General features: G+C 70.3%; 22 protein-coding genes and 1 pseudogene. 12 read left to right on the top strand and 11 right to left on the bottom strand.

Translation table 11 applies throughout. The features are described from left to right. From G6030_RS06725 to G6030_RS06715, 3 genes are all read right to left on the bottom strand, one after another. The coding region (locus tag G6030_RS06725; protein WP_182642609.1) for an iron chelate uptake ABC transporter family permease subunit at positions 1 to 483 on the bottom strand (483 nt) is incomplete at its 3' end. Positions 484 to 569: 86 nt separating this feature from the next. Then, positions 570 to 1,598 carry an iron-siderophore ABC transporter substrate-binding protein gene (locus G6030_RS06720; protein ID WP_182642605.1) on the bottom strand — a complete coding sequence of 343 codons (1,029 nt, stop codon included), beginning with the start codon at positions 1,596 to 1,598 and terminating at the stop codon, positions 570 to 572. Positions 1,599 to 1,719: 121 nt separating this feature from the next. Next, positions 1,720 to 2,547: an AraC family transcriptional regulator gene (locus G6030_RS06715; RefSeq protein ID WP_347238599.1), complete on the bottom strand. Its 828-nt coding sequence runs from the start codon at positions 2,545 to 2,547 to the stop codon at positions 1,720 to 1,722. 58 nt (positions 2,548 to 2,605) lie between these two features. Here G6030_RS06715 and G6030_RS06710 point away from each other — a divergent pair, with 58 nt between their 5' ends. The 4 genes and pseudogenes from G6030_RS06710 to G6030_RS06695 all read left to right on the top strand — a co-directional run bounded on the left by G6030_RS06710 (position 2,606) and on the right by G6030_RS06695 (position 7,930). Beyond that, on the top strand, positions 2,606 to 3,583 hold the full coding sequence (locus G6030_RS06710; protein WP_182642603.1) for a bile acid:sodium symporter: 978 nt from the start codon (positions 2,606 to 2,608) through the stop codon (positions 3,581 to 3,583). A gap of 174 nt (positions 3,584 to 3,757) precedes the next feature. Continuing rightward, positions 3,758 to 5,221: an MDR family MFS transporter gene (locus tag G6030_RS06705; protein WP_206680897.1), complete on the top strand. Its 1,464-nt coding sequence runs from the start codon at positions 3,758 to 3,760 to the stop codon at positions 5,219 to 5,221. Positions 5,222 to 5,351: 130 nt separating this feature from the next. Continuing rightward, positions 5,352 to 6,422 (top strand): annotated as a pseudogene (locus G6030_RS16865) (sterol desaturase family protein). Positions 6,423 to 6,589: 167 nt separating this feature from the next. Then, positions 6,590 to 7,930: a hypothetical protein gene (locus G6030_RS06695; RefSeq protein ID WP_182642601.1), complete on the top strand. Its 1,341-nt coding sequence runs from the start codon at positions 6,590 to 6,592 to the stop codon at positions 7,928 to 7,930. Positions 7,931 to 8,003: 73 nt separating this feature from the next. Here the strand turns inward: G6030_RS06695 and G6030_RS06690 are convergent, their stop codons facing one another. Together G6030_RS06690 and G6030_RS06685 are read right to left on the bottom strand one after the other, a co-directional pair. Beyond that, entirely contained in the window at positions 8,004 to 8,621 is a 618-nt protein-coding gene (locus tag G6030_RS06690; protein WP_182642600.1) for a TetR/AcrR family transcriptional regulator, read from the bottom strand. Continuing rightward, on the bottom strand, positions 8,614 to 10,338 hold the full coding sequence (locus tag G6030_RS06685; RefSeq protein ID WP_347238598.1) for an MFS transporter: 1,725 nt from the start codon (positions 10,336 to 10,338) through the stop codon (positions 8,614 to 8,616). The genes G6030_RS06690 and G6030_RS06685 overlap by 8 nt, the downstream gene beginning before the upstream one ends. A gap of 157 nt (positions 10,339 to 10,495) precedes the next feature. Between G6030_RS06685 and G6030_RS16430 the strand changes: the two genes are divergently transcribed. From G6030_RS16430 to G6030_RS06675, 3 genes are all read left to right on the top strand, one after another. Next, the gene (locus G6030_RS16430; protein ID WP_241724212.1) at positions 10,496 to 11,293 is read left to right on the top strand and encodes a family 1 glycosylhydrolase; all 798 of its coding nucleotides are present in this window, start codon (positions 10,496 to 10,498) and stop codon (positions 11,291 to 11,293) included. Beyond that, positions 11,266 to 11,877: a family 1 glycosylhydrolase gene (locus G6030_RS16425; RefSeq protein WP_241724211.1), complete on the top strand. Its 612-nt coding sequence runs from the start codon at positions 11,266 to 11,268 to the stop codon at positions 11,875 to 11,877. The genes G6030_RS16430 and G6030_RS16425 overlap by 28 nt, the downstream gene beginning before the upstream one ends. Before the next feature lie 65 nt (positions 11,878 to 11,942). Beyond that, complete coding sequence (locus G6030_RS06675) at positions 11,943 to 12,083, top strand: hypothetical protein (protein WP_156776371.1); 141 nt, start codon at positions 11,943 to 11,945, stop codon at positions 12,081 to 12,083. A gap of 216 nt (positions 12,084 to 12,299) precedes the next feature. On the opposite strand, the gene G6030_RS06670 is transcribed toward G6030_RS06675, so the two are convergent. After that, entirely contained in the window at positions 12,300 to 12,470 is a 171-nt protein-coding gene (locus G6030_RS06670; RefSeq protein WP_096905156.1) for a hypothetical protein, read from the bottom strand. Positions 12,471 to 12,685: 215 nt separating this feature from the next. Beyond that, the gene (locus tag G6030_RS06665) at positions 12,686 to 13,177 is read right to left on the bottom strand and encodes a flavodoxin domain-containing protein (protein ID WP_182642599.1); all 492 of its coding nucleotides are present in this window, start codon (positions 13,175 to 13,177) and stop codon (positions 12,686 to 12,688) included. Positions 13,178 to 13,324: 147 nt separating this feature from the next. Between G6030_RS06665 and G6030_RS06660 the strand changes: the two genes are divergently transcribed. The 5 genes from G6030_RS06660 to G6030_RS06640 all read left to right on the top strand — a co-directional run bounded on the left by G6030_RS06660 (position 13,325) and on the right by G6030_RS06640 (position 17,335). After that, entirely contained in the window at positions 13,325 to 13,720 is a 396-nt protein-coding gene (locus G6030_RS06660; protein ID WP_182642598.1) for a GntR family transcriptional regulator, read from the top strand. A 1-nt stretch (position 13,721) separates the two neighbouring features. Further along, positions 13,722 to 14,453: an ABC transporter ATP-binding protein gene (locus G6030_RS06655; RefSeq protein ID WP_241724210.1), complete on the top strand. Its 732-nt coding sequence runs from the start codon at positions 13,722 to 13,724 to the stop codon at positions 14,451 to 14,453. Next, entirely contained in the window at positions 14,450 to 15,283 is an 834-nt protein-coding gene (locus tag G6030_RS06650) for a hypothetical protein (protein WP_182642596.1), read from the top strand. Before G6030_RS06655 ends, G6030_RS06650 begins: the two co-directional genes overlap by 4 nt. A gap of 140 nt (positions 15,284 to 15,423) precedes the next feature. Continuing rightward, positions 15,424 to 16,248, top strand: coding sequence for an excalibur calcium-binding domain-containing protein (locus tag G6030_RS06645; protein WP_206680896.1), 825 nt, complete (start codon positions 15,424 to 15,426; stop codon positions 16,246 to 16,248). Positions 16,249 to 16,471: 223 nt separating this feature from the next. Further along, the gene (locus G6030_RS06640) at positions 16,472 to 17,335 is read left to right on the top strand and encodes a Bax inhibitor-1/YccA family protein (RefSeq protein WP_182642595.1); all 864 of its coding nucleotides are present in this window, start codon (positions 16,472 to 16,474) and stop codon (positions 17,333 to 17,335) included. 291 nt (positions 17,336 to 17,626) lie between these two features. Here the strand turns inward: G6030_RS06640 and G6030_RS06635 are convergent, their stop codons facing one another. The 4 genes from G6030_RS06635 to G6030_RS06620 form a co-directional block, all read right to left on the bottom strand. Then, positions 17,627 to 18,847: an acetyl-CoA C-acetyltransferase gene (locus G6030_RS06635; protein ID WP_069389598.1), complete on the bottom strand. Its 1,221-nt coding sequence runs from the start codon at positions 18,845 to 18,847 to the stop codon at positions 17,627 to 17,629. A gap of 49 nt (positions 18,848 to 18,896) precedes the next feature. Continuing rightward, a complete protein-coding gene (locus G6030_RS06630; protein WP_182642594.1) occupies positions 18,897 to 20,081 on the bottom strand; it encodes an SGNH/GDSL hydrolase family protein in 1,185 nt (394 codons plus the stop codon). Then, the gene (locus G6030_RS06625; RefSeq protein ID WP_347238597.1) at positions 20,078 to 21,397 is read right to left on the bottom strand and encodes a hypothetical protein; all 1,320 of its coding nucleotides are present in this window, start codon (positions 21,395 to 21,397) and stop codon (positions 20,078 to 20,080) included. Before G6030_RS06625 ends, G6030_RS06630 begins: the two co-directional genes overlap by 4 nt. Next, positions 21,394 to 23,001, bottom strand: a 1,608-nt coding sequence (locus tag G6030_RS06620; RefSeq protein WP_182642593.1) for an AAA family ATPase, incomplete at its 5' end; no start/stop codon positions are given. The genes G6030_RS06625 and G6030_RS06620, both read right to left, overlap by 4 nt.

Below are 23,001 nucleotides of genomic sequence, written 5' to 3'. Positions count from 1 at the left end.
CAGCACGACGGCGCTGATGAACGACGACGCCGCCGCGGAGGTCGCCGTGCCGGCCAGCGCGAGCTTGAGCGGGGTCGCCCCACCGCGGCCGAGCGAGCCCACGACGTAGACGAACACCGCGGTGATCGCCGCGCCGACGATCGCGGCCCAGATGTAGCCGGTGTAGGTCCACAGGCCGAACCACGCGATGCCCACCACCACGGCCAGCGACGCGCCCATGGTCACGCCCAGGATCCCCGGGTCGGCGAGCGGGTTGCGGGTCACGCCCTGCATCACCGCGCCGGCCACGCCGAGCGCCGCGCCCACGAGGACGGCCAGGACGGTGCGCCACACGCGCTTGGTCACCGCGGCCTCGCCGAGGCCGTCGGTGGAGCCGCCCAGCGCGGCGACGATCTCGTCGAGAGTCACCGCGCGGGAGCCGATGGACACCGAGGCGATGACGACGACGACGAGGACCGCGATCGTCACCAGGAGCCAGGCCACACGAACGCGCGCCGGGCGCCGCACAGCCTGGACAGCAGACTGTGCGACGCCCGACGCGGGGGCTGCGGCCGTGGCCGGGTCGGCGGTCACTTGCCGGCGGCCTCCGCCAGCTGCGCGACGTAGTCGTCGAGCACCCACGAGATGGCCAGCGGCGTGGGGTTCGCGGCGGTGCCCATGGGGCCGTTGCCGTCGAGGAACACGATCGCGTCGTTCTCCACCGCCGGCATCTGCGAGAGCAGCGGGTCGGCGCGCAGGGTGTCGACGAGCTCCTGGTCGCCGTAGGTGACGATGAGCTCGACGTCGTCGAACATGTCGAGCTGCTCGGCGGACACGCTGCCGGAGAACTTTCCGCCGGCCGACGCCTCGGCGACCGCCTTCGGGGTGGTTAGGCCGAGGTCCTCGAAAAACGCGGCGCGGGTGTCGGCGGCGGTGTAGAAGTTCACCGTCGACAGGTCGGTCGGGTCGACGTGCGTCATGAACATCGTCGCGGTGCCCTCGAGCTCCGGGTACTCGGCGGTCGCCTCGTCGATCTCGCCCTCGATCCGGGAGATGAGCTCGGTGCCCTCGGCCTCGAGGCCCAGACCCTTGGCGTTGAAGGTGATGACGTCACGCCACGAGGTGGCCCACGCCTCCTCCGGGTACGCCACGACCGGGGCGATCTGGCTGAGGGTGTCGTAGTCCTCCTGCGTGAGGCCCGAGTAGGCGGCGAGGATGACGTCGGGGTCGGTGTCGGCCACGGCCTCGAAGTCGATGCCGTCGGTCTCGTCGAACAGCACGGGGGGCTCTCCGCCGAGCTCCTCGAGTTTCTCCTCGACCCACGGCAGCATGCCGTCGCCGTCGTCGTCGCCGAAGTTCGCGGCGGCCATGCCCACGGGCACGACGCCGAGGGCGAGCGGCACCTCGTGGTTGGCCCACGCGACGGTGGCCACCCGTTCGGGTGCCTGCTCGATGGTCGTGGTGCCGAGGGCGTGTTCGACGACGACGGGGAACGCCCCGGAGTCGCCGGACGCGGCGGCACCGCCGGGGGAGTCGGCCTCGGACGACGACCCGCACGCGGTCAACACCAGCGCGGCCGTGGAGGCGATCAGGACAGAGGCAATACCGCGAGAACGCATCAGGGCGGCTCTCTCACTCTCAAGAAGGTCGACAGGGCGGCCCACCCGACACCACCATCGGCGTTAGGTGAGGCTGGCCTAAGACGTTACGACCCGGCTGGTCGGCGGCGCAATCGCTTGATCAGGACGCCGGGTATAGCGATTCGGACAGGGGTGAGCCGGTCGCGGGCCCGTCCGCGTCGCCCGCCCCGCGGAACTGCCCCGGGGTGAGGCCGGTGGTCCGGCGGAACGCCGCGCCGAACGCGCTGGCGGAGCTGTAACCGACCCGCACCGCGACCTCGTCGACCGGCATCCCGCCGCCGAGCATCACGGCGGCGTGCTGCGCGCGCAGCGCCGCCTGCCACGCACCGAAGCTCAGCCCCGTCTCGGCGCGGAACGCCCGGGTCACGGTCCGTTCGCTCACCGAGAGCCGGGCCGCCCACTCACCGAGCGAGCGGGTGTCGCCGGGGTTCACCTCGAGTGCGTCGACGATCGGGCGGAGCAGCGCGGAGGCCGGGCGCTGCACGAGCAGGGCGTGCGGTGAGGGCTCGAGCAGGTCGAACACCATCTGCTCGGTGAGCTCCCGCGAGCCCGGTTGGAGTGTCTGGTCGACCAGGCGCTCGAGCAGCAGGGTCAGCAGCGGGGTCACCTCCACCGCCACGGGGTCTCCCGGCAGGGGTGAGCGGGTCCGCGTGTCGACGTGGGCCGTGCGGTACCAGGTGCCCGCCGGCGCCGTGGCCGAGTGCAGGACCCCCGCGGGGATCCACAGCCCGATCGACGGCGTGATGGTCCAGGTGCGCGCGCCGATGGTCGCGGTCGACGCCCCGGCGCGATTCCACAGCAGCTCGTGCGTGGGGTGCGAGTGCGGCTCCCACACGGTGTCGCGGTCCACGCGCTCGGCCATGCCCGTGATGACGAACGGCATCACCACCGCGCCCGCCTCGTACACGGGCAGTGTGCGCGTCTCCACGCGGCCAGGGTAGACCTGATCTGACCGGCGGGGACTGGCGGCCGGCGTGAGGGGGAGCATGCGCGCGAGCGTGGAGTGGATGGAGCGGCACCAGGTGTCGCTCTACCTGGCGGGACTCGTCCTGGGCGGGGTCGTCGGGGTGCTCGCGCCCGCGGTGGCCGGCCCGGCGGAGCTCGCGATCCAGCCCGTGCTCGCGCTGCTGCTGTACGCGACGTTCCTCTGCATCCCGTTCGCGCGCATCGGTCGGTCCTTCCGCGACTGGCGTTTCCTCGGCACGATCCTCGCGGTCAACTTTCTGCTGGTGCCGCCGATCGTCTGGCTGCTGACGCGGATCGTCGCCCACGACCGGGTGCTCCTGGTGGGCGTGCTGTTCGTCCTGCTGACCCCGTGTATCGACTACGTCCTCGTGTTTGCCGGCCTCGCCGGGGCCGACGTGCACCGGCTCCTGGCCGCGACCCCGCTGCTCATGCTCGCCCAGATGGTGCTGCTGCCGCTGTACCTGTGGCTGTTCGTCGGATCCAAATTCGTTGCGACGGTGGAGCTTGAGCCATTCGTCCGGGCGTTCGTGCTGCTCATCGCGCTGCCTCTCGCGGCTGCGGCGCTGACGCAGTTCGTCGCCGGCCGCGGTGCCCGGGTCGCGAGGGCGGTGGCGCAGGGCGCGGCCGCGGCGATGGTCCCGCTCATGGTCGCCACGCTCGCGCTCGTGGTCGCCTCCCAGATCAGCGCGGTCAGCGAGCGGCTCGGCGCGCTGGTGCAGGTGGTCCCGGTGTACGTGGCGTTCGTCATGGTCATGGTGCCGGTGGGCATGGCGGCCGGGCGGCTGGCGCGCCTCGATGTGCCGGGCAGGCGGGCGATCGCGTTCAGTGGCGCGACCCGTAATTCCCTGGTCGTCCTCCCGCTGGTTCTGGCAGTGCCCGCGGCGTTCGATCTGGCAGCCCTCGTCGTCGTCACCCAGACCCTCGTCGAGCTCGTCGCCATGGTCGTCCTCGTCCGGCTCGTCCCGCGACTCATCCCCGAGGTAACGCCGGTCACTTGACGGGCGTCGGGCGCGTGGTTCCGGTAGCTTCATAGGGTTCCCGTGCGCGGCTCCGCCGGCGCCGGATTCTGCTCTCTGCTTACACCGCAATCCCAGAGGACGACCGTGACGTCTGAAGTCTCCGCCACCCCCCATTCCGCACAGGCGGCCCGGGCCCCGCAGGCCTCCCCGCCCATGCCCGCCGCCACCGTGCGGCTCATCGCCCTGCTCGTCGGCGCCGCGTTCGTGGTGATCCTCAACGAGACCATCATGTCCGTGGCACTGCCCGAGCTCATGGGTGAGTTCGCGGTCACCGCCGCCACCGCGCAGTGGCTGACCACCGCGTTCATGCTCACGATGGCGGTGGTCATCCCGTTCACCGGGTGGCTGCTAGTGCGCCTGCCGCTGCGGTCCGTGTTCGTCATCGCGATGAGCACGTTCACCGCGGGCACCCTGCTGGCGTCGCTGGCCATGGTGTTCCCCATGCTCGTCGCCGGCCGGGTCGTCCAGGCGGTCGGCACCGCCATCATGATCCCGCTGCTCATGACCACCGTGCTCAACGTGGTTCCCGCCGACCGTCGCGGCCGCACCATGGGCGTCATCTCCATCGTGATCGCCGTCGCCCCGGCCATCGGACCCACCGTGGGTGGCCTGGTGCTGGACGTGCTCAGCTGGCGCTGGATGTTCTGGTCCGTGCTGCCCATCGGTGTGCTGGCACTCGTGGCCGGAGCGGTGCTGATCCGCAACGTCACCGAGCCCCGGCGCATCCCGCTCGACATCCTCTCCGGCGTCCTCTCGGCGATCGGCTTCGCCGGCCTCATCTTCGGTCTCAGCTCGATCGGCGAGGCCGCCAGCGACAACGCCCTCATCTCGCCGTGGATCCCCGTGGCGATCGGCGTGGTCGCCCTGGCCGTGTTCGTCTGGCGTCAGCTCTCGCTCAAGGACTACGCGCTGCTCGACGTGCGGGCGTTCGCGTTCCCGACCTTCACCGTGAGCCTGGCCCTCATGCTCATCTCGATGATGTCGCTGTTCGGCACCCTCATCCTGCTGCCGCTCTACATGCAGCAGGTCGTGGGCACCAGCACCCTGAACTCCGGGCTGGCACTGCTGCCCGGCGGCCTGATCATGGGCGTGCTCGGCTGGTTCGTCGGCCGCGCGTTCGACCGGATCGGCCCCCGGCCGCTCATCATCCCCGGCTCCATCCTCGCGTCCGCCGGCCTGTGGGGGATGTACACGTTCTTCTCCGCCGACAGTTCGCTGGTCACGGTCGTCGTCTGGCACATCGTGCTCAGCGTGGGCCTGGCGTTCCTCTTCTCGCCGCTCATGACCTCCGCGCTCGGCTCCCTGCCGCCGCACCTGTACTCGCACGGGTCGGCGTTGCTCAACACCCTGCAGCAGGTCGCCGCCGCCGCGGGCACGGCGCTGTTCATCACCGTCATGACGCTGGGCATCGTCTCCGGCGCCGAGTCCGGCCTGGGAGACGTCGCCGCGCAGATGACCGGCGTCCACAACGCACTTCTGCTGGGAGCGTGCATCTCGCTCATCACCGTGGTCGGCGTGTGGTTCGTCCGCAACAGCGCGCAGACCGAGGGGCCTGCCTCGGCGCCGACGGCCGAGGGGTCCGAGAACGCCGCGGCGCAGGAGACCGCCTCGGCGTAACCGGCAGTTCGGGTGTAGCCGGCAGCCCGGGCGTAGCCGGTCGATCGCCCGCCGGAGTGACCCACGCCATACCCTGGATGGCGTGAAGGTTGATCTGACGGTCCTGGCCATCCCGGCGTTCGTCGGGGCGATGGCGGCCGAATACGCGTGGCAGAAGCGCAACCCGGCCGTCGGGGAGCGGGCGGGGGACTACGAGTTCGCCGACACCATGGCGAGCCTCTCGATGGGCGTGGGGAGTCTGCTCGCCCCCTACATCTCCGCCACGGTGCTCTCGCCGCTCACCCCGCGGACAGGCCGATGCGCGAAAGCCGTGATGGGCCTGTCCCTCGGGGCGGCGGCCGTGGCCACCGCCGGAGACGTCCTCCGACGCCATCGCAGGTCGGGTCTGGGTGAGGCGGGGTCGTTGTCGTCGTCGTCCTCCGGCCCCGGTCCCGACGCAGACGGTGACACCGGCGCGGCGGTCCCGCCCGCCCTGCGTCGGATCACCGGCGGCTCGGCGGTCACCGCGGTGGCCTCCACCGTGGTGATGGTCTCCACGCTGTGGAGCGCGCAGACCGCGAGTTCGCGGCTCTTCCGGACGTCCCCGCTTGACCTGGGGTCCGGGCCGCTGGCGTACGCGGTAGGGATCCTCGGTTGGGACCTCATCTACTACTGCAACCACCGCCTCGCCCACGAATCGCGCTGGCTCTGGGCCATGCACGTCGTGCATCACTCGAGCGAGCGCTAGAACCTGTCGACGGCGCTGCGCCAGCCCGTCGCCGAGGCGCTGACGATCTACGTGCCGTACGGGTTGCTCTCGCTGCTCGGGGTGCGGCCGGCGATCGTCATGGACGCCCGCGCGATCAACCTCATCTACCAGTTCTGGGTCCACACCGAGACGGTGCGGTCGATCGGGCCGCTGGAGAAGGTGCTCAACTCGCCCTCGCACCACCGCGTGCACCACGGCAGCAACCGGCGGTACCTCGACCGCAACCACGGCAGCATCCTCATCATCTGGGACCGGCTGTTCGGTACCTACGAACCCGAGCGCGAGGACGTGGTCTACGGGCTGACCACCAACATCGACACGTTCAACCCGCTACGGATCGCCACGCATGAATGGGTCGCGATCGGGCGCGACATCTTCCGCGCGCAGACCTGGCGCGACCGCGCGGGGTACCTGATGCGTGGGCCGGGGTGGGCCGGGGCGCGGAGGGCGTAGGGCCCGGTGATGTCCGGGACGGCTCGGCGGGGTCCGCATGCAACGTCTCCCCATGCGGGCAAGTAATTATAACTCGTCGTACCGCTCCCGTAGCATCTCGCGGGTACCGACGGACGGGGAGCAACACGGTGACTGATGACGCTGGCCGACGAAGTGTCGACGGTGATGTGGGACTCGATCTCTACATCGAAGACGGTGAGGTCGTCATAGCGGGCCCCACGGAAGCGGCCCTGGCCTACGTGGAGCAGCTGAGGGGCGCCGGCGCCCAGGTGTCGACCTCGATGCTCAGCGGACGACGGGCTGCAGACGCGGCGGCCGCACTCGCCGTCGCCGACGGAGTCCGGCGGGCCGCGCAGGGCGGCGTCTACATGCAGGTCGCCAAAGAGAGCCTGCCGCACCTCGCCCGTGAAGGGCTCATCCCGGCCAAGAACGGTGCTCATACGTACCTCGGTATGACGAGGTCGGGATCGAAGATCGCGCACCACGTCCGATTCACCGGCAAGCCGGTGAATCCCGCCCAGTTGGTGAACGTGCAGATGCTCGCCGTGCAGTTCGCCCTCCGCATGGCCATCGCGGAGGTCGTGAGCGCCGTCAAGCGCGTGGAGGGCAAAGTTGATGCTCTTCTCAAGCTCGCGCGAGCCGACCAGGTCGGCAACGTGTTGGGGCTGCACGAGATGCTCACGCACTACTGCCACCTACTCGACGAGTCGGGAGTCGTGACGACCTCCGATTGGAATGCTGTCGCTGCGGTCGGTTCCCAGTTGTCGGTGACGATGAACCAGCTACGTAAGCACGTGTCCAACGCGTTAGCCGAAGTCGTTGTCTCCGCGCCGATCAATCAGCGCGCCGACGCGGTCAGCGCCCTGGTGAACTCGCATCGTATCGACGAGACGTTGAACCTCCTCGTAGTGGTTGAAGACGCGATGTTCAAGTTCCAGCAGTTGCGCGTGGCGCACGTCCAGCGGACGGAGCCGGAGTTCCTGGAGTCCACGGTCCTCTCCGCGCGGCAGATCTTGGCAGACTCCGCCCGGCTCGACGAAGAGCTCTACACCTCCGTGAACGCCACCCTGAGCGCGGCGTCAGTCGTCCGGCCGCTCGAGATCCACCGGGTGATCTCCACGAACAAGCTCGAGGAGTCAGCAGAGGTCCTGAAGAACGCCCTCGACGAATTCTCGCGGGCTCGTCAGCTGCAGGCCGTGGGATGGCACGAAGCCGAGCGGCCGACGCTGGGGGAAGCCGCCGGGGAGCTGGGCAAGCGGATTCAGGCGACCGCGCAGAGAATTGATGCGGCCGGAGACCGGGCGGTCGATAGCAGTTTCTCTCGTCTCGGTGCACTGGGTCGCGCGCTTCAGAGCGCCGCGGATCGCAGGCTCGACACAGGGGGGTCGGCCGAGTCCGAGGGCGGTCCTGATTCTATTGAGACCCAGGTGAAGGTGGACACCCCGAAAGAGATGTCCGAACCGACCTCAAGCGCTCACTACCCCGGAGGCAATCCGCGGGGAAACTGACGACGGAGCATGCGTTCCGTGACGAGCTCAAGCCGGCTGGAGACGGTGCGCTGAGCTGAGCGGTCCAGGCGACTCAGACGAGTCGGCGACCGACCATCCCGGCGGCATCGTCGAGCACAGCCCGGAACAGGGCGTCGTCGCGCAGTTCGAACCAACCCAGCGCCGCCCCGAACATCAGCGTCATCGCCTGCTCGGCCACCAGCACCACGTCGGCGTCCCACCGCAGGCCCGCACGCTCGGCCAGGCTGCTGAGCAGGGTCACGATGATCCGTCGGTACTCCTGGTGGGACTGCGCGGCCAGAGCCCGCAGCTGCTCGTCGCGGGCCGCCATCAGAGACAACTCGAAGTAGGCGATCTCGGTCATCGGATCGGCGAGGACGGAATCCGCGTAGGCCGCGAAGAGTTCGGCCACGGCGGCGGTCACGTCGTCGGGTCCGTGTACCGGCCGGTCCTGCTGCGTCTGGACCAGGTCCGACAGGTGCGTCAGGTCCAGACGCAGCACCGAGCGCATCAGCTCGTCCTTCGATGAGAACGCGTAGTGGACGGACCCGTGGGGCACCCCGGCCTCCTTGGCCAGGGCCCGCGTGGTGAGCGCCCACGCCCCGTCCCGAGCCATCACCGTCACCGCGGTCTCGGTGAGTTCCCGGCGGCGCTGTTCGATCGGCACCTGTGCGCGGCGAGCGTCAGCCACGGGTCACCTCGGAATCGGCGGGGTCCGCGCGTGCGGCGGGTGGCATGTACGGCAGGTTCGCCTCCGGCCCTCCCGTCGCGTGGGCGGCCTCGGCGTCGTAATCCTCTACCGGCGCCGCCCCGGCTGCTCCGGCCGCCCCGGCCGCCCCGACCGCTCCGGCCGCTCGCGACTCCGAGCGCAGGCCGCGCCAGGCCAGTATCAGAGTGATCGCCGCCGTCCCGATACCGATCGCGGCCACGAGGTCCATGCCCGCCAGGAAGGCGGAATCGGCGATCTCCAGGAGACGAGCGCCGCCGCCGGGCATCGTTTCCGCGATCTCGTGGGCGCCGGCCAGGGTCTGGGAAGCGGCGTTCGCGGAGTCGGCGTCCATGCCGGGCAGGGTAGCGGTCTCGACCACGCGGCTCGAGTACACGGCCATCCCCGCGGTGCCGAGTACGGCGGTGCCCATCGCGCCGCCGAACTCGTAGCCGGTCTCGGAGATCGCCGCGGCGGCGCCGGCGCGGTCACTCGGGGCGGCAGTGAGGATGACGTCGTTCGTCAGGGTCTCGGCCAGACCCACGCCGATGCCGAACAGGGCCGACAGGAGCGTGAAGAGGAGCATCGTCTCGGCGGTGTCCAACCGGGTGCCGATGACGAACCCGACGATCACGAGCGACAGACCCGTCATGATCACGGTGCGCACCGAGACCGTCCGCGCCAGGACCGGGGCCAGCAGTGTGCCGACGACGGCGGCCACCGCGAGCGGCAGCATCCACAGACCGGCCTCAGCCGAGCCCATGCCGCGCACCAGCATGAGGTACTGCGGGAGGAAGAACATCAGCCCCATGAACGCGAACACCGAGATCACGTTGATCGACACCGCCGAGGAGAACGCGAAGTTCCCGAACAGGGACACGTCGATCATGGGGTTCTCGCGGCGGCGCTGACGGGTCACGAACCAGACCAGCGCGGCAGCACCCAGAACGAAGGCGACGAGCACCGCCCCGTCGACTCCCTTCACGCCGGTCTTGAGGGCGTAGACCAGCGAGATCATGCCCGCGATCGAGAGGATGACGGAGGTCGGGTCGAACGGGCCCGGGTTGGGGTCCTTCGCCTCGGGGAGCAGGAACGGGGCGGTCAGGAGGAACAGCGCGATGACCGGGACGTTCAGGAGGAAGACCGAGCCCCACCAGAAGTTCTCCAGCAGCAGCCCGCCGACCACGGGGCCCAGTGCGGCGCCGCCGGAGAACGCGGTGGCCCACACGGCGATGGCGGTGCGTCGCTCGGTGCGGCCCGGGAAGATCGCGCGGATCAGGCCGAGCGTGGACGGCATGAGGGTCGCGCCGCCGATGCCGAGCAGCGCACGGCCGACGATCAGCATCTCCGGACTGGTGGAGAACGCGGCCACGAGGGAGGCGACGCCGAACAGGGGTGCGCCGATCATGAGGATCCGTTTGCGGCCGATCCGGTCTCCGAGTGAGCCCGTGAAGATCAGCAGGCCCGCGAGCAGGAACGAGTAGAGGTCGATGATCCAGAGCAGTTGGTTCGACGTCGGCCGCAGGTCTGCGGACAGCGCGGGCACGGCGATACCGAGCACGGACATGTCGATCGAGATCAGCAGAACGGGAAGGACGAGGACGAGCAGGGCCGTCCAGCGGCGTGCGGGGGAAACGAGTGCCTCTCCAGGGCGGTCGGACTGCGGGCGGCGTGCACGCAGCGATGCCGGGGAGATCCGCACCCGGCGAAGACCATCCTGACACGAGGTTGGCCACCTGGCCAACCTGTTTTGGCCAGGTGGCCAGAACTGTGGGGCGTGCCACCGTCGGGAACGCTCGCGGTTCGCCCACTTGGGTCATTCCGCTGCCGTCTGCCGGGGTACTTCCTAGGGTTCACCCATGAGCGGACGCGCGGAATGGGCAGGGCATCCGACGATCATCCGGAGGGCGCTTCCGCTGCTGCTGGCGCTCGTCCTCGCCGTGGCAGTGGCCCCGCAGCTGCAGCCGAGCGCAGCGGCCCAGCCTGGTGGGCGACCGGCCGCACCGGGCTCCGGCTTCCACTGGGGCGTCGCCACGTCGGGCTTCCAGGTGGAGGGCTCGAACCCGGACTCCAACTGGAAGCGGTATGTCGACGCGACCTCGCTGACGGGTCAGACCGACCCGGTGGGTGACGCGGTGGACTTCTGGAACCGCTATGAGGAGGACATCGCCAACGCCGCGGCGATGGGCGTGAACACCTTCCGGCTGAGCGTGGAGTGGGCGCGGATCGAACCCGCGCCGGGGAAGTACGACGACGAGGCCCTCAGACACTACGACCGGATCATCGACGCGGTCCGCCTACATGGCATGACCCCCATGATCACGATGGTGCACTTCGTCTACCCCGGGTGGCTGGCCGACCGGGGCGGGATGCTCGCGGACAACGCGGTGGGATCGTTCGGCCGCTTCGCCGACCTCATCACCGACCGGTGGGCCGGCGCCGGCACCATGTGGGTGACGTTCAACGAGCCGCTGGTGTTCTTCAAACACGAGATGACCATCGGCCGGGTCGCCTTCACCGACTTCTCCCGCTTCCTCGACACCATCGAGGCCGCCCACCGGCTCGGCTACGCTGCCGCCCACCGGGCCGACCCGGCCGCGATGGTCACCATGAACGAGGCCTATCTCCCATGGCCACCGAGTTCACCGACACGCTGATCGGGGACAGGATGGCCGACGTCGTGGACTACGTCGGCATCGACTACTACTACGGCGTCGCGCTGAACAACCTCACCGCCATCAACGCCGCGTGGGACGACTTCGCGGCCGTGCGGCCACAGCCGGAGGGGATCTACGAGGCGATCACGCACTACGCCCACGCCTACCCGCGAAAACCGATCTACATCGTGGAGAACGGGATGCCGACTCTCAACGGTGGGCGCGCCGACGGGATCGAGCGGGGCGACTTCCTGCGCGACACGGTCTTCTGGCTGCAGCGGGCCGTGGCGGACGGCTACCACGTGATCGGCTACAACCACTGGTCACTGGTCGACAACTACGAATGGGGCGACTACTCGGCGCGGTTCGGGCTGTACAGGGTGGACGTGCTCACCGACCCGACCCTGACACGCCAACCCACGTCGGGCGTCGACGCCTACCGCGAGATCATCGCGGGCGGGGGAGTGCCCGACGGATACCGTCCGGTGCTGCCGTCTGCGTGGTGTTCGCTGGCCACAATCCCGGACAGCTGCATCGGGCCGGTGTCGGCAGAAGGGCCCTTGACGACGCTGGCAGGGCGATAACAGGATCGACCTCACACGCGATTTCCCTAGTGGACCCGCCCGTTGACCACGAGAGGACCGATGAGATGTTTCCCGCCGGCTCGATCGAGAATCCGCTGCGTTTTCTGTTCGGCCCCGGGCCGGATGAGCCCGCGTGCCTCGCTCTCACACCGGAGTGCATGGGCCTGATCCCGTACCTCGCGGCCCGTTTCGGTATCGCCAGCTGACGAGCCCCGACTGGCGGCCCCCGGCCAACGACTCCCGGCCGACGACCCCCGATAGTCCCTGTCCGAAACGCCCCGATCCGCCCGTCGGATTTTCTTCTGCGCGCGGGGGCCGCAGCGTGGATCGAAATCCGAGGGGCGGATCGAACGCAGGTCGAAATCCGAGGGGCGGATCGAATGCGGATCGAATTCCGCCAGGCTCGACGGCGGCGGTCGGGACTACCTGCTGAACATCTTGGCGAAGAAGCCGTCCTTGACGGCGGGGACGTCCGACTCGTGGCCCGGGCAGCGGTCGGCCTTGGGCACACCGGCCATCACCTGGTCGACGTGCATTCCGCATCCGGCCCAGGTGGTCTTGCCGCACTTCTTGCAGGTGGCGGGACGGCACATGATGAGACTCCTCAGGGGGTGGGGTTGTCGTCGGCGTGAATCGCGCCGACCGCCGGCCGATGATCCGACTGGCTGATGCCCCGAGATTACATACCCCTAGGGGTATCGGTCAACCCTGCCGGTTCGGCACGCCCTGCACCTGCGGCGTGGGCGGGGTGGTCGACCTCGTCGTCGTCGCTTCCCTCGAAGCCCACCCCGCCGACACCCGGCCCGGCTCACCAGTCGCCGCGCGTCAGGCCGTCTCCCCGTTCCCTCGCGCGCTCCAGCTCGCCGGGCAGGAGCGGGCCCTGGTAGCCGTCCACGTAGAAGGTCTCGGGATCCGTCACCGGGTGGCAGCCGAGCTTGCGTAGCTTCTTTGCGGCCTTCTTGCCTGCATGGCCGGGGAGGTCGGGATGGCGGACGTGGGTGTCGAAGGTGGCCACCGCGAGGGAGGCGGGCCCGGCGGCGTCGAGCCACTCGCGCACTCCCGACGGGATCAGCTCGCCGCCGCGGGCGTGGGCGTCCTCGCGGGTGCCGTCGCGGGGTAGCCCGAACGCGTGGGTCGGCGCGCCCACCACGAGGAGGTCCACCTTGAGTTCGGCGAGCGGCGGCGCTTCGTGGGCGGCCACCACCTCGGCGGTCAGGTGAGGGGACAGGCCGTCGCTGATCGCCTCGGCGACGAGCCTGGTGTTCCCCCACGCGGATTCGTACACGACGAGTGCGTTCATGGCCGGCCCTTTCCGCAGGTCCTTGCCTCAGTCTGCGCCTCCGGACCGCCCCGCACAACGGCTCGTCAGCATCCACTTTTTGACAAGCGCCCCGCCTGATGTCACTGTATTAAGCATCTAATACAGCAACACGGAAGCGGGGCGGCGATGCAGTTCGACAACTCGTCCCCGATCTGGGTGCAGCTCGTCGGGGAGTTCTCGCGGCGCATCGTGACCGGGGAGTGGGCGGCCGGGGAGAAGATGCCCGGCGTCCGGGAGTTGGCGGCCGATCTCGGCGTCAACCCCAACACCGCCCAGCGGGCCCTCGCGGAACTGGAACGGCTCGAACTGTGCCGGTCCGAGCGGGCCACCGGGCGGTTCGTGACGCACGACGAGGAACGGATCGACGAGGTCCGCGCCGATCTCGCGACCGATGCCGCCGACGCCTTCATCCGGCGCGTCCGCGGCCTGGGAATGGCGCACGCCAAAGCCCGAACGCTGCTCGATCACAGATGGGACACCCATGAACACACCACTACCGATGAGCACGACGGAGGTGCCTGACATGAGCGCCACCGACCACGCCGCCACCGCGAGCCCTGCCACTACACTCGTCGAGGCCACTGGTCTCCGCATGACGTACGGCGCCACCACCGCCCTCGACGGCCTGGACATGACCCTGACCCCGGGGCAGATCGTGGGCCTGCTGGGCGAGAATGGCTGCGGGAAGACCACGCTGCTCAAGATCCTCGCCGGCGCCCTGGCCGGGTACTCCGGCGACGTGCGGATCGCGGGTCACGTCCCCGGCCCGGAATCCAAGGCCCTCGTGTCCTACCTGCCCGACACGAGCTTCCTCCCCGACGCCGCGCGGGTGAGCTACTGCCTCGAGCTGTACACGGACTTCTTCGCCGATTTCCAGCCCGAGAAGGCGCGCGACCTCATCGGCTTCTTCGGCCTGAGCGAGTCCGCGCGGCTCAAGCAGATGTCCAAGGGCATGCGCGAGAAGGTCCAGATCGCACTGGCCATGTCCCGCGACGCGCGCGTGTTCCTCCTCGACGAGCCCATCTCGGGCGTCGACCCGGCCGCGCGTCAGGTGATCCTCGACGGGATCGTACGCAACCTCTCCGAGGACTCGCTCCTGCTCATCACCACCCACCTCGTCCACGACCTCGAGCCGATCCTCGACGCCGCCGTCATGATGCGCCACGGCCGCGTCCTGCTCTCCGGCGACGCCGACGACCTCCGCGGCAGCCGCGGCGCCAGCCTCGATCAGATCTTCAGGGAGACCTACCGATGAGAGCGACGACGACAACACTCCTCAAGCACGAGTGGCTGCGCACGCGCGGTCCGCTCGCGACCCTCTTCGGGTTGATCGCGCTGGTCGGCGTGCTGGGCAGCCTGCTCGGTGCCTCGGGATGGCCGCTCCTGTCCGAGCTCGGGCTGGCCGCGGGCATGCTCGCCGCGGTCGTGGCGGTCCCGGCCGTCCAGTTGGCCCTCGCCGCCGACTACTGGCGCTCCGGTTACGGCCGGACGGGCTACTTCACGCACTCGATCCCGGTCCGCGGGGCCCGCATCTTCCGGGCCAAGCTGGCGTGGGCGATGTTCGCCTCGCTGGCGGCGATCGTCCTGACCGTCGTGCTCGCGCTGCTCGCGTGGTGGGCGAACTCGCAGCGGTCCGGGGGCACCGCGCCGTCGTGGTCGACGCTGACCGAGGCGTGGTCCACGGTCACCGCCGTGACCCCGGGGTGGATGATCGCCGCCGGGTTGGCACTGGTGCTGGCCTGGTTCCTCGTCTGGCCGGTGTACTACTACTTCGCCGTCTCGGTGGGGCACGAGCGGCGACTGGCCGGACTCGGTGCCGGCGGGCCCGTGGTGGTGTTCGTCGCGGTCTACATCGCCAGCCAGGTCCTTGCCCTGCTCGGCATGCTCGTGATCCCGTTCGGGGTGGGGGAGGCAGAGGGCGAGACCCTGGGCCTCGTCCGGTTCGACCTTGTCGGCGAGCTCGCCGCGGGGAACACGACCAGCGAGGTCATGCCGGTCGGGTTCGTGGTCTCCCTGGTCGCGGTGGCGGCGTTCTGCCTCTGGCGCACCGCGCGATCGTGGAACCACAAGGTGGCGCTGGGGTAGTGGACCCTGCGCGGGGCCGACCCCGGTCTGGATAAGGATTTCTTTGGCGGGCAGCGCGCGGTGGAGTAGTGTTCACATCCTCACCGCGCGTCGTCCGTTGGCCGCCGCGGGCCCCTCACCTCCCTCGAAAGACCGCGAGCATGCCGATCGTCCTGCCCTCCATGGCCCGTCCGACCTTGACCGAGCCCACCTACCTCACGCCTCCCGTCTGGAAGCCGGTCCTCGCCTGGGCCGGCCTGGTCATGGGCGGGATCATACTGGTGGGGGCGCTCGGAACGCTCGGCAGCGGCGTCCTCGAGTCGGTGGCGATGGCGCTCATCGGTCTGGCCATGGCCGTGGCGGGCGGGTGGTGGGTCTTCTGCGAGCGTGAGGACCGCACCCACGCCGAGGAGGACTTCCAACTCGACCGGCAGGCCGCTCTCGCCGCGCAATCGATGTCCGGCTTCGTCGCCCCGGACGCGCTGAGCCCGCTAACCTGGAACACCCCGCTGCGCCCGTTCACCCGTCGCTGGCCGGTGGTCGGCTCCGTCTCGGTGGCCATGTTCATCGTCGGCGCGGCACTGATGCCCACGCCCGCGCCCTCGCCGACCCCGGCCTCGAGCCCGGTGGCCGCGACCAGCACCGTCACCACCACGGCCCGGGCCGCAGCGCCGACGACCACCGTGACGCAAGCCCCCACGAGTTCACCGGCCTCGGCGACCCCGGTCACGCCCGTCGCAGTCGAGTCGGAGTCCGCGCCCCGGCAGCCGGTGGCCCCCGAGCCCACGTACGCGCCCGCACCGGTCCAGACGTACGCCCCGCCGCAGACCTACGCGCCCGCCCCGGTCGCCGAGCCGGTCCCGCAGGCGGCGTCCTACGCCAACTGTTCGGCGGCCCGGGCCGCCGGCGTCGCGCCGCTGTACCGCGGACAACCGGGGTACGCCTCGACACTGGACCGCGACAACGACGGTGTCGCCTGCGAATGATCCGCGCCGCCAGCGACCGCAGGATCGCTCGGCGCTGAAATCCTCGTCGTCGTCGTCGTTTCCGTGAGTCGTTCCGGGCCGGGCGAACGGATCGGGCAAGATGTGTATCGGCGCCGGGAACACACAGGTGAGCCCGCGCGTTGCACATGTACGAGTGATTCGTCGGTGACCCGGCGGGGACTCTCGACCAACGACCTTCCCCGACAATTCCGAAGGGACCTCGATGCGCACCAGCAGCAACCCGGTCTTCAGTTCACTGTCCACGGACAGTGCCCGCGGCGCCACCCACCTCGGTGGTGCCGGCCGTGGCGCCTTCCAGCAGGGCCAGTACGGCCAGCAGGGCTTCGGTGCCCAGGCCGGTTACGGTGCCCCGCAGGCGCACCCGCAGTTCGCCGCCGACACGCGGCCCATGACGATCGATGACGTCGTCGCGAAGACCGGCACGACGCTCGGCCTGCTCGCCATCGTCGGCACGATCTCCTTCTACCTGATCACGATGAACCCGGGGCTGCTGTTCCCGTTCATCCTGGTCGGCGGCATCGGCGGCCTGATCACCGTTCTGATCGCCACCTTCGCGCGCAAGATGGACTCCGCGCCCGTCACCCTGGCCTACGGCGCCCTCGAGGGGCTGTTCGTCGGCGCGGCGACGTACCTGTTCACCATCGACCTGCAGGGGACCGGCGGCGTCCTCGGCGCGGTGGGTGCCGCGATCCTCGGCACCATCGGCGTCTTCGTGGGCATGCTGTTCGTCTACAAGACCGGCGCCGTGCGCGTGACGCCCAAGTTCACCCGCTTCATGTCTGCCGCGATCGTCGGCGTGCTGTTCGCGGCCCTGGGCAGCATCGTGCTGAGCCTGTTCACCGGCACCAACCCGCTGTACGACGGTGGCCCGATCGCGATCGGTTTCTGCCTCCTGTGCATCGGCCTGGCCGCGTTCAGCTTCCTGATGGACTTCGACAACGCCGACCGCCTCGTGCGCGCCGGTGCCCCGTCCAAGATGGCGTGGGGCGTCGCGCTCGGCCTCACGGTCACCCTGGTGTGGCTGTACGTCGAGATCCTCCGCCTCATGAGCTACTTCCGCGACTGACCGGCGCGAGCTGTAGCGCTGCCTGACTGATCAGGTCAGGTTCCGGCGAATCCCACGGCCCCGGCCCCCGCGAGGGGAGCCGGGGTCGTCGGCATTTCGGGCGTGGCGGCGATGGGGTTCCGGCGGCGGCCGGCGTGCCCGGCCCGCCTCGTACACCCCGCGGGCGCCGCCGGGGTAGCCGGCTGCAGGACCAACGACGAGAGCGCCCCGGGCACACTTCCTCGAGAGAAGCGTGCCCGGGGCGCTCGCAGTGCCGCGGGGTGGCGCGGGCTCAGGCCGCGCCGGGTGGGATCAGCTGAGGCGCTCGAGCACCATCGCCATGCCCTGGCCGCCGCCGACGCACATGGTCTCGACGCCGAACTGCTTGTCCTCGGCCTGCAGGTTGTTGAGCAGCGACGCGGTGATGCGGGCGCCCGTCATACCGAAGGGGTGGCCGAGCGCGATGGCACCGCCGTTGATGTTGAGCTTGTCCTCCTCGATGCCGAGCTCGCGGGCCGAGCCGAGCACCTGCACGGCGAACGCCTCGTTGATCTCGAACAGGTCGATGTCGGAGATCGACTTGCCGGCGATCCGCAGGGCGTTCTTGACGGCCTCGATCGGCCCCAGGCCCATGATCTCGGGCGACAGGCCGGACACGCCGGTGGAGACGACGCGCGCGAGCGGGGTCAGGCCCAGCTCCTTGGCCTTGGTGTCGGACATGATCACCAGGGCGGCGGCACCGTCGTTGAGCGGGCAGCAGTTGCCGGCGGTGATGGTGCCATCGGGGCGGAAGACCGGGTTGAGCTGCGAGACCTTCTCGTAGGTCGTGCCGGCGCGCGGGCCGTCGTCGGTGGAGACGACGGTGCCGTCGGGCATGGTGACCGGGGCGATCTCGTTGGCGAAGTGGCCACGCTCGATCGCGTCGAGGGCGCGGGAGTGCGAGCGCACGCCCCAGTGGTCCTGGTCCTCGCGGGTGATGCCGGTCATCTGGGCGACGTTCTCGGCGGTCTGGCCCATGGGGATGTAGACGTCGGGGAGCTGGCCGTTCACCCGCGGGTCGGTCCAGGTCTCGGCGCCGCCCTCTGCGCGCGTGGCGGTGCGGGCCTCGGCGTCGGCGAAGATCGGGTTGTGTGTGTCCGGCCAGTGGTCGGCGGTGCCCTTGGAGAAGTTGGAGACGGTCTCCACACCGGCGGAGATGAACACGTCACCCTCGCCGGCCTTGATCGCGTGCAGCGCCATACGGGTGGTCTGCAGCGAGGAGGAGCAGTAGCGGTTCACGGTGGTGCCCGGGACGGTGTCCAGGCCGGCGAGCACGGAGACGACACGGCCCATGTTGAAGCCCTGCTCGCCGCCCGGCAGGCCGCAGCCCAGCATGAGGTCGTCGATCTCGGTGGGGTCGAGCGCGGGGATCTTGTCCAGCGCGGCCTTGACCATCTGGGCGGTGAGGTCGTCGGAGCGGATGCCCACGAGGGAACCCTTGTTGGCGCGCCCGATGGGGGAACGGGCGTACGAGACGATCACGGCTTCCGGCATGGAAGGCTCCTTCGTGTCTGGTGGCTGCTTCGTGTGCGGCAGGTGAGGTTCAGGTCTGGTCGGTCGGTTCGCCCGGGTGGGGGTCGTCCCGGGTGAGGCGTGCCAACCGGAGGATCCGGCTCCGTCGCCGGAGGGTGTCCGCGGCCTCGCGGGCATCCCCCGTGCTCTCTGGATCGGTGTCCACGTCCTCATTATGCAGGAACGCGTTCTCGCCCTCGTCGCCCGTGTCCTCGTGGGTGCGGACGAAGTCGGTGAGGCGTTTGGTGAGGCGGGCGACAACGGACTCACGGTGTTCGGCAGGGCCGGAGGCGTCGGCCGGTTCGGCGGCCTCGGCGGCGACGTCCGCGGCCTCGAGTGACGCGGCGGCCTCGGCGGCATCGTGCGGCAGATGCTCCTCGGGCACCTCGTCCCACACGCCCAGCGCCACACAGACCGCGGGCAGCAGCAGGCCGGCGGCGAGCTCGTAGCCGGCCGAGTTGGGGTGGAAGCGGTCGGGGGAGAACAGACTCTCGCCGCGGCGGTGGAACTCGGGGGCCAGGGTCTCGGCCAGCGACACCGGGACGCCCCCGGCCCGGCGGACCTGCACGGCCTGCGCGGCGGCCAGCCGCCGGCTGAGCGTGGCCATGACAGAACGCAGCGGCTGCGGCACCGGCTTGATGATGCCCAGGTCCGGACACGTGCCCACCACGACGTGGGAACCGCCATCACGTAGGGCCTGCACGGCTTCCCCGACGCGGCGTGCCGACGGGCCGATCGCGTTGCGCGAGGTGATGTCGTTGCCGCCGATGAGGATCACGGAGATGTCCGGCCGGCCGTGCGCGACCTGCATCGCCTCGACCTGCCCGGCCAGCCCCTTGGAGGTGGCACCGACGATCGCCTTGATGCTCAACCGGACGTCCCAGCCGGCCTCCTCGGCGAGACCGCGGGCCAGCAGCACTCCCGGTAGTTCGTCGGGAGAGTCGGCGCCCAGCCCGGCGGCCAGCGAGTCGCCGAAGATCATCATGTGGACGTCGCACGTCATGCCCGGCCGCCACGGATCTGGAGACACCGCCCCGGGGCGGTACAGCCCGTCGCCGTCGTAGGGGCGGGAGGTGGGCTTCGGGATCACCCGGCGGGCGATCCTGGCCTGCTGTGCGAGCACCTCGTACGCGCCGCGATACGCGCCGACCGTCCCCACCGCGGCCAGCGCGAGACTCACCATGAGTCGGCGGGCGGGATCATCGGCGTCGTTCATCTGGCGTGTCGTCTCCCTTCCGTGCGGTGGCGGGCGGCGGGTGCACACGCGAGGGTGCGCGCGTGCTCGGCCAACTCGACGATAGCCCGACGGCTGTCGGCGGGGCCGCCCGAGAGGTCGACGGGGTACTCGACGATCGAGATGTCCGTGTGCACGATCCGCCGCGGCTGGGGGAAATCGTCACGCCGCTGGGCGGGGTACACCAGGTACGCGCGGTCCACGCCGAGCGCCGTGCAGGCGGCCAACAGCCGGTAGTGCTCGGCCGCGCGGGTCCGGCGGTCCGTGGGATAGGTCGGTACGAACGTGGCGACCGGCTCGCCGTCGACCTCGTACACCAACCCGGTCCGCACGGAGATGTGGTCACCGTCCCCGGTGGAGGCGCGGTGACGGCCGGACGGGGTGTCACCGTCGGCCTCGGTACCGGAGTCCAGATTGACGACGGGGTTGTGCAGTAGCCGCCCGCCCCGCCCGTCGAGGGCGGCGGTCAGCTCGGCCTCCACGTACCGTTCGAACAGCTCCGGCATCTCGGTGACGAACGCGGCCGACGCCGCGTGGCCGTCCTCGACCTCCACCGAGATGCGCCGCACGATGCGGTCCGCGAGCGACAGCGCGTCCTGGAACCGGGCGTTGAGCCGGCTCGGCGTCCACGCGGGCACCGGCGCCCCCTGACCGATGAGCGAGGCGTCGGACAACCTGGCGTCGACCATGGCGAGCCGGCGGCGGGTCGCGTCGGGCAGCTCGGGCAGGAACTGCAGGCGGTGCGCGGCCGTGCGCAGGATGCGGTTCTCCGCGATGTCCGGCGTGAACTCGGAGTACGTGACCTCGAGCGGGATGGTCATGCCCGGATGGCGGCGGATCTGGTCCCCGAGCCGGATCCTGCCTCGCACGGTGGTCAGCGCCTCGTCGACCCTGCGGTACCCCCGCAGCAGCCCGGCGGCCAACGCCTGGTGCGCCAATCGGGCCATCGACTCGGCGACGGAGGGCCACAGCTCGTCGTCGTCCCGCGCCTGGACCGCCGAGGACAGGAATGCGTCGTCGGCCGCGTGGTCCAGCAGGAAGAACAACTGCGTCAGCCCGAGGCTCGCGGCGGGCAGGACCCGCACGGACAGGCCCTCGACCCGCACCGACCCCACGGCGCCGCTGGGGATGAGCCGCCACGTGTCGCGGCCGGCGGGCAGGACCTCCACCAGCCCGGTCTGCGACAGGTGTTGCGCGCCCTCCCAGCTCAGGGTGACGAGCCGGCCCCGTCGGTCGAACTCGTCGAACTCCAGGGCCATCAGCTGCGACGCCCCCGGACCCGTCGAGGTCGTGGTCACGCCCGCCCGATCTTGCGGCGCAGTGCCGCCAGGCCGAACCGCTCGTGGACCTCGGCGCGGGTGAGTCGCCCGTAGTAGTGCTCCTCGAGCAGCGGCAGCAGGTCGTACCGCCAGATCGCCTCGAGGCCGCCGGGCTCGGTGGCCTGGTCCTTCATGAAGTACGACGGCCCGATCCGCAGGTCGCGGTCGGAGTCGTCGATCTCCGAGTTGAGTGCCTCGAGCAGCTCCGCCGGCTCGGTCGACGCGCCGCGCGCCTCGAGGTGACGGCGCAGCACACCGGCGACCGGCGGGGTGTCGGGGTGCAGTTCCATGAACGCGAAGCGCCGGCGGATGGCCGCGTCGACCATGGCGATCGAGCGGTCCGCGGTGTTCATGGTGCCGATGATGAACAGGTTGCGCGGCAGCCGGAACGACGTGTCGGGGGAGTACTGGGGCAGGACGGTGCGGTCGCGGTACTCGAGCAGGAAGTACATCTCGCCGAACACGCGCGCGAGGTCGGCGCGGTTCATCTCGTCGATGATGAGGAAGCTCGGGTGCTCCCGCCCGGACTCGGACGTCGCGCGCGCGGCCTGCCGACGCAGCGGGCCGGCCTGCAGCGCGAAGCCCGGCTGACCGGATTCGGTGAGGGTGGGGCGGTAGCCCTCGAAGAAGTCCTCGTAGGCGTAGCTCGGGTGGAATTGCACCAGCTGGACGCGGCTCGGGTCGTCGGGACCGGCGAGGAAGCGCGCGAGCTCCTGGGCGAGGTACGTCTTGCCGGTACCGGGCGGGCCGTAGAACACGATCTGCTGACGCTGCTGCAGCGTGTCGACGATCTCCTGCAGCTCCTTGCGCGGCATGTGCAGGCCGTCAGCGAGCTCGTCGGTGACCTCGGGCAGCGTGGGCACCGCGCCCGCGGCGGGGGCCTCCGCGACCTGCGACGCGGCGGAGTGGCGCCCCGGGTGCATGGCCGACAGCAGCGCGTCGAGCCCGTCGGTGAGGTCGACGACGGTGCCGGGTTCGCCGATCAGCTCGGACAGGGGGCTCGGCAGGGACTCGAGATCGAGGGTGACGGAGCTCCACAGCACGGACCGCTCGAGCTGCTGCCCGCCGTCCTCCACGTACCCGAGGTCGTCGGTGAGGGTGCCCAGGTGCAGCTTGGCGTCGGCGACGGTGGCCACCACGTCCTGCGGGCTCATCCGGGACAGGAACGTGTGCAGCTCCGCGGTGAGCTGGAAGCGCGCCTGATAGTCCAGGTGCGGGTAGCCCTGCTCGACGGCCTGGGAGACCTCGAGCCGGCTGGCGTGGGCGGGGATGCGCGGCAGGTGCGAGGCGGGCAGTGCGATGCGGTTCTGCGCGACCCACTGCCCGGACTGGCCGACGCCACCCCGGCCGGGCCGCACGAGCCACGCGCGGCGGGAGTGGTCGTCGCGGTGCCGCTGCCACTGGTTGGCAACAGAGCCGCGGTACCAGTCGACGGGCTGACCGAGCTGAGCGGACAGCACCTCGGAGATCCGGTGCAGGTCCTGGTCGATGTCGAGCTCGTCGATCCCGGACGGCCCGCCGATGAGGTCGGCGAACGCGTCGCGGATCCGCGTCTTGTGCTCGTGCTTGACGATCGGCTGGAA

The sequence above is a fragment of the Dietzia sp. E1 genome, from assembly GCF_014145015.1.
GTDB classification, from domain to species: Bacteria; Actinomycetota; Actinomycetes; order Mycobacteriales; family Mycobacteriaceae; genus Dietzia; species Dietzia cinnamea_A.
This window is presented reverse-complemented; position numbering and strand designations above follow the sequence as displayed.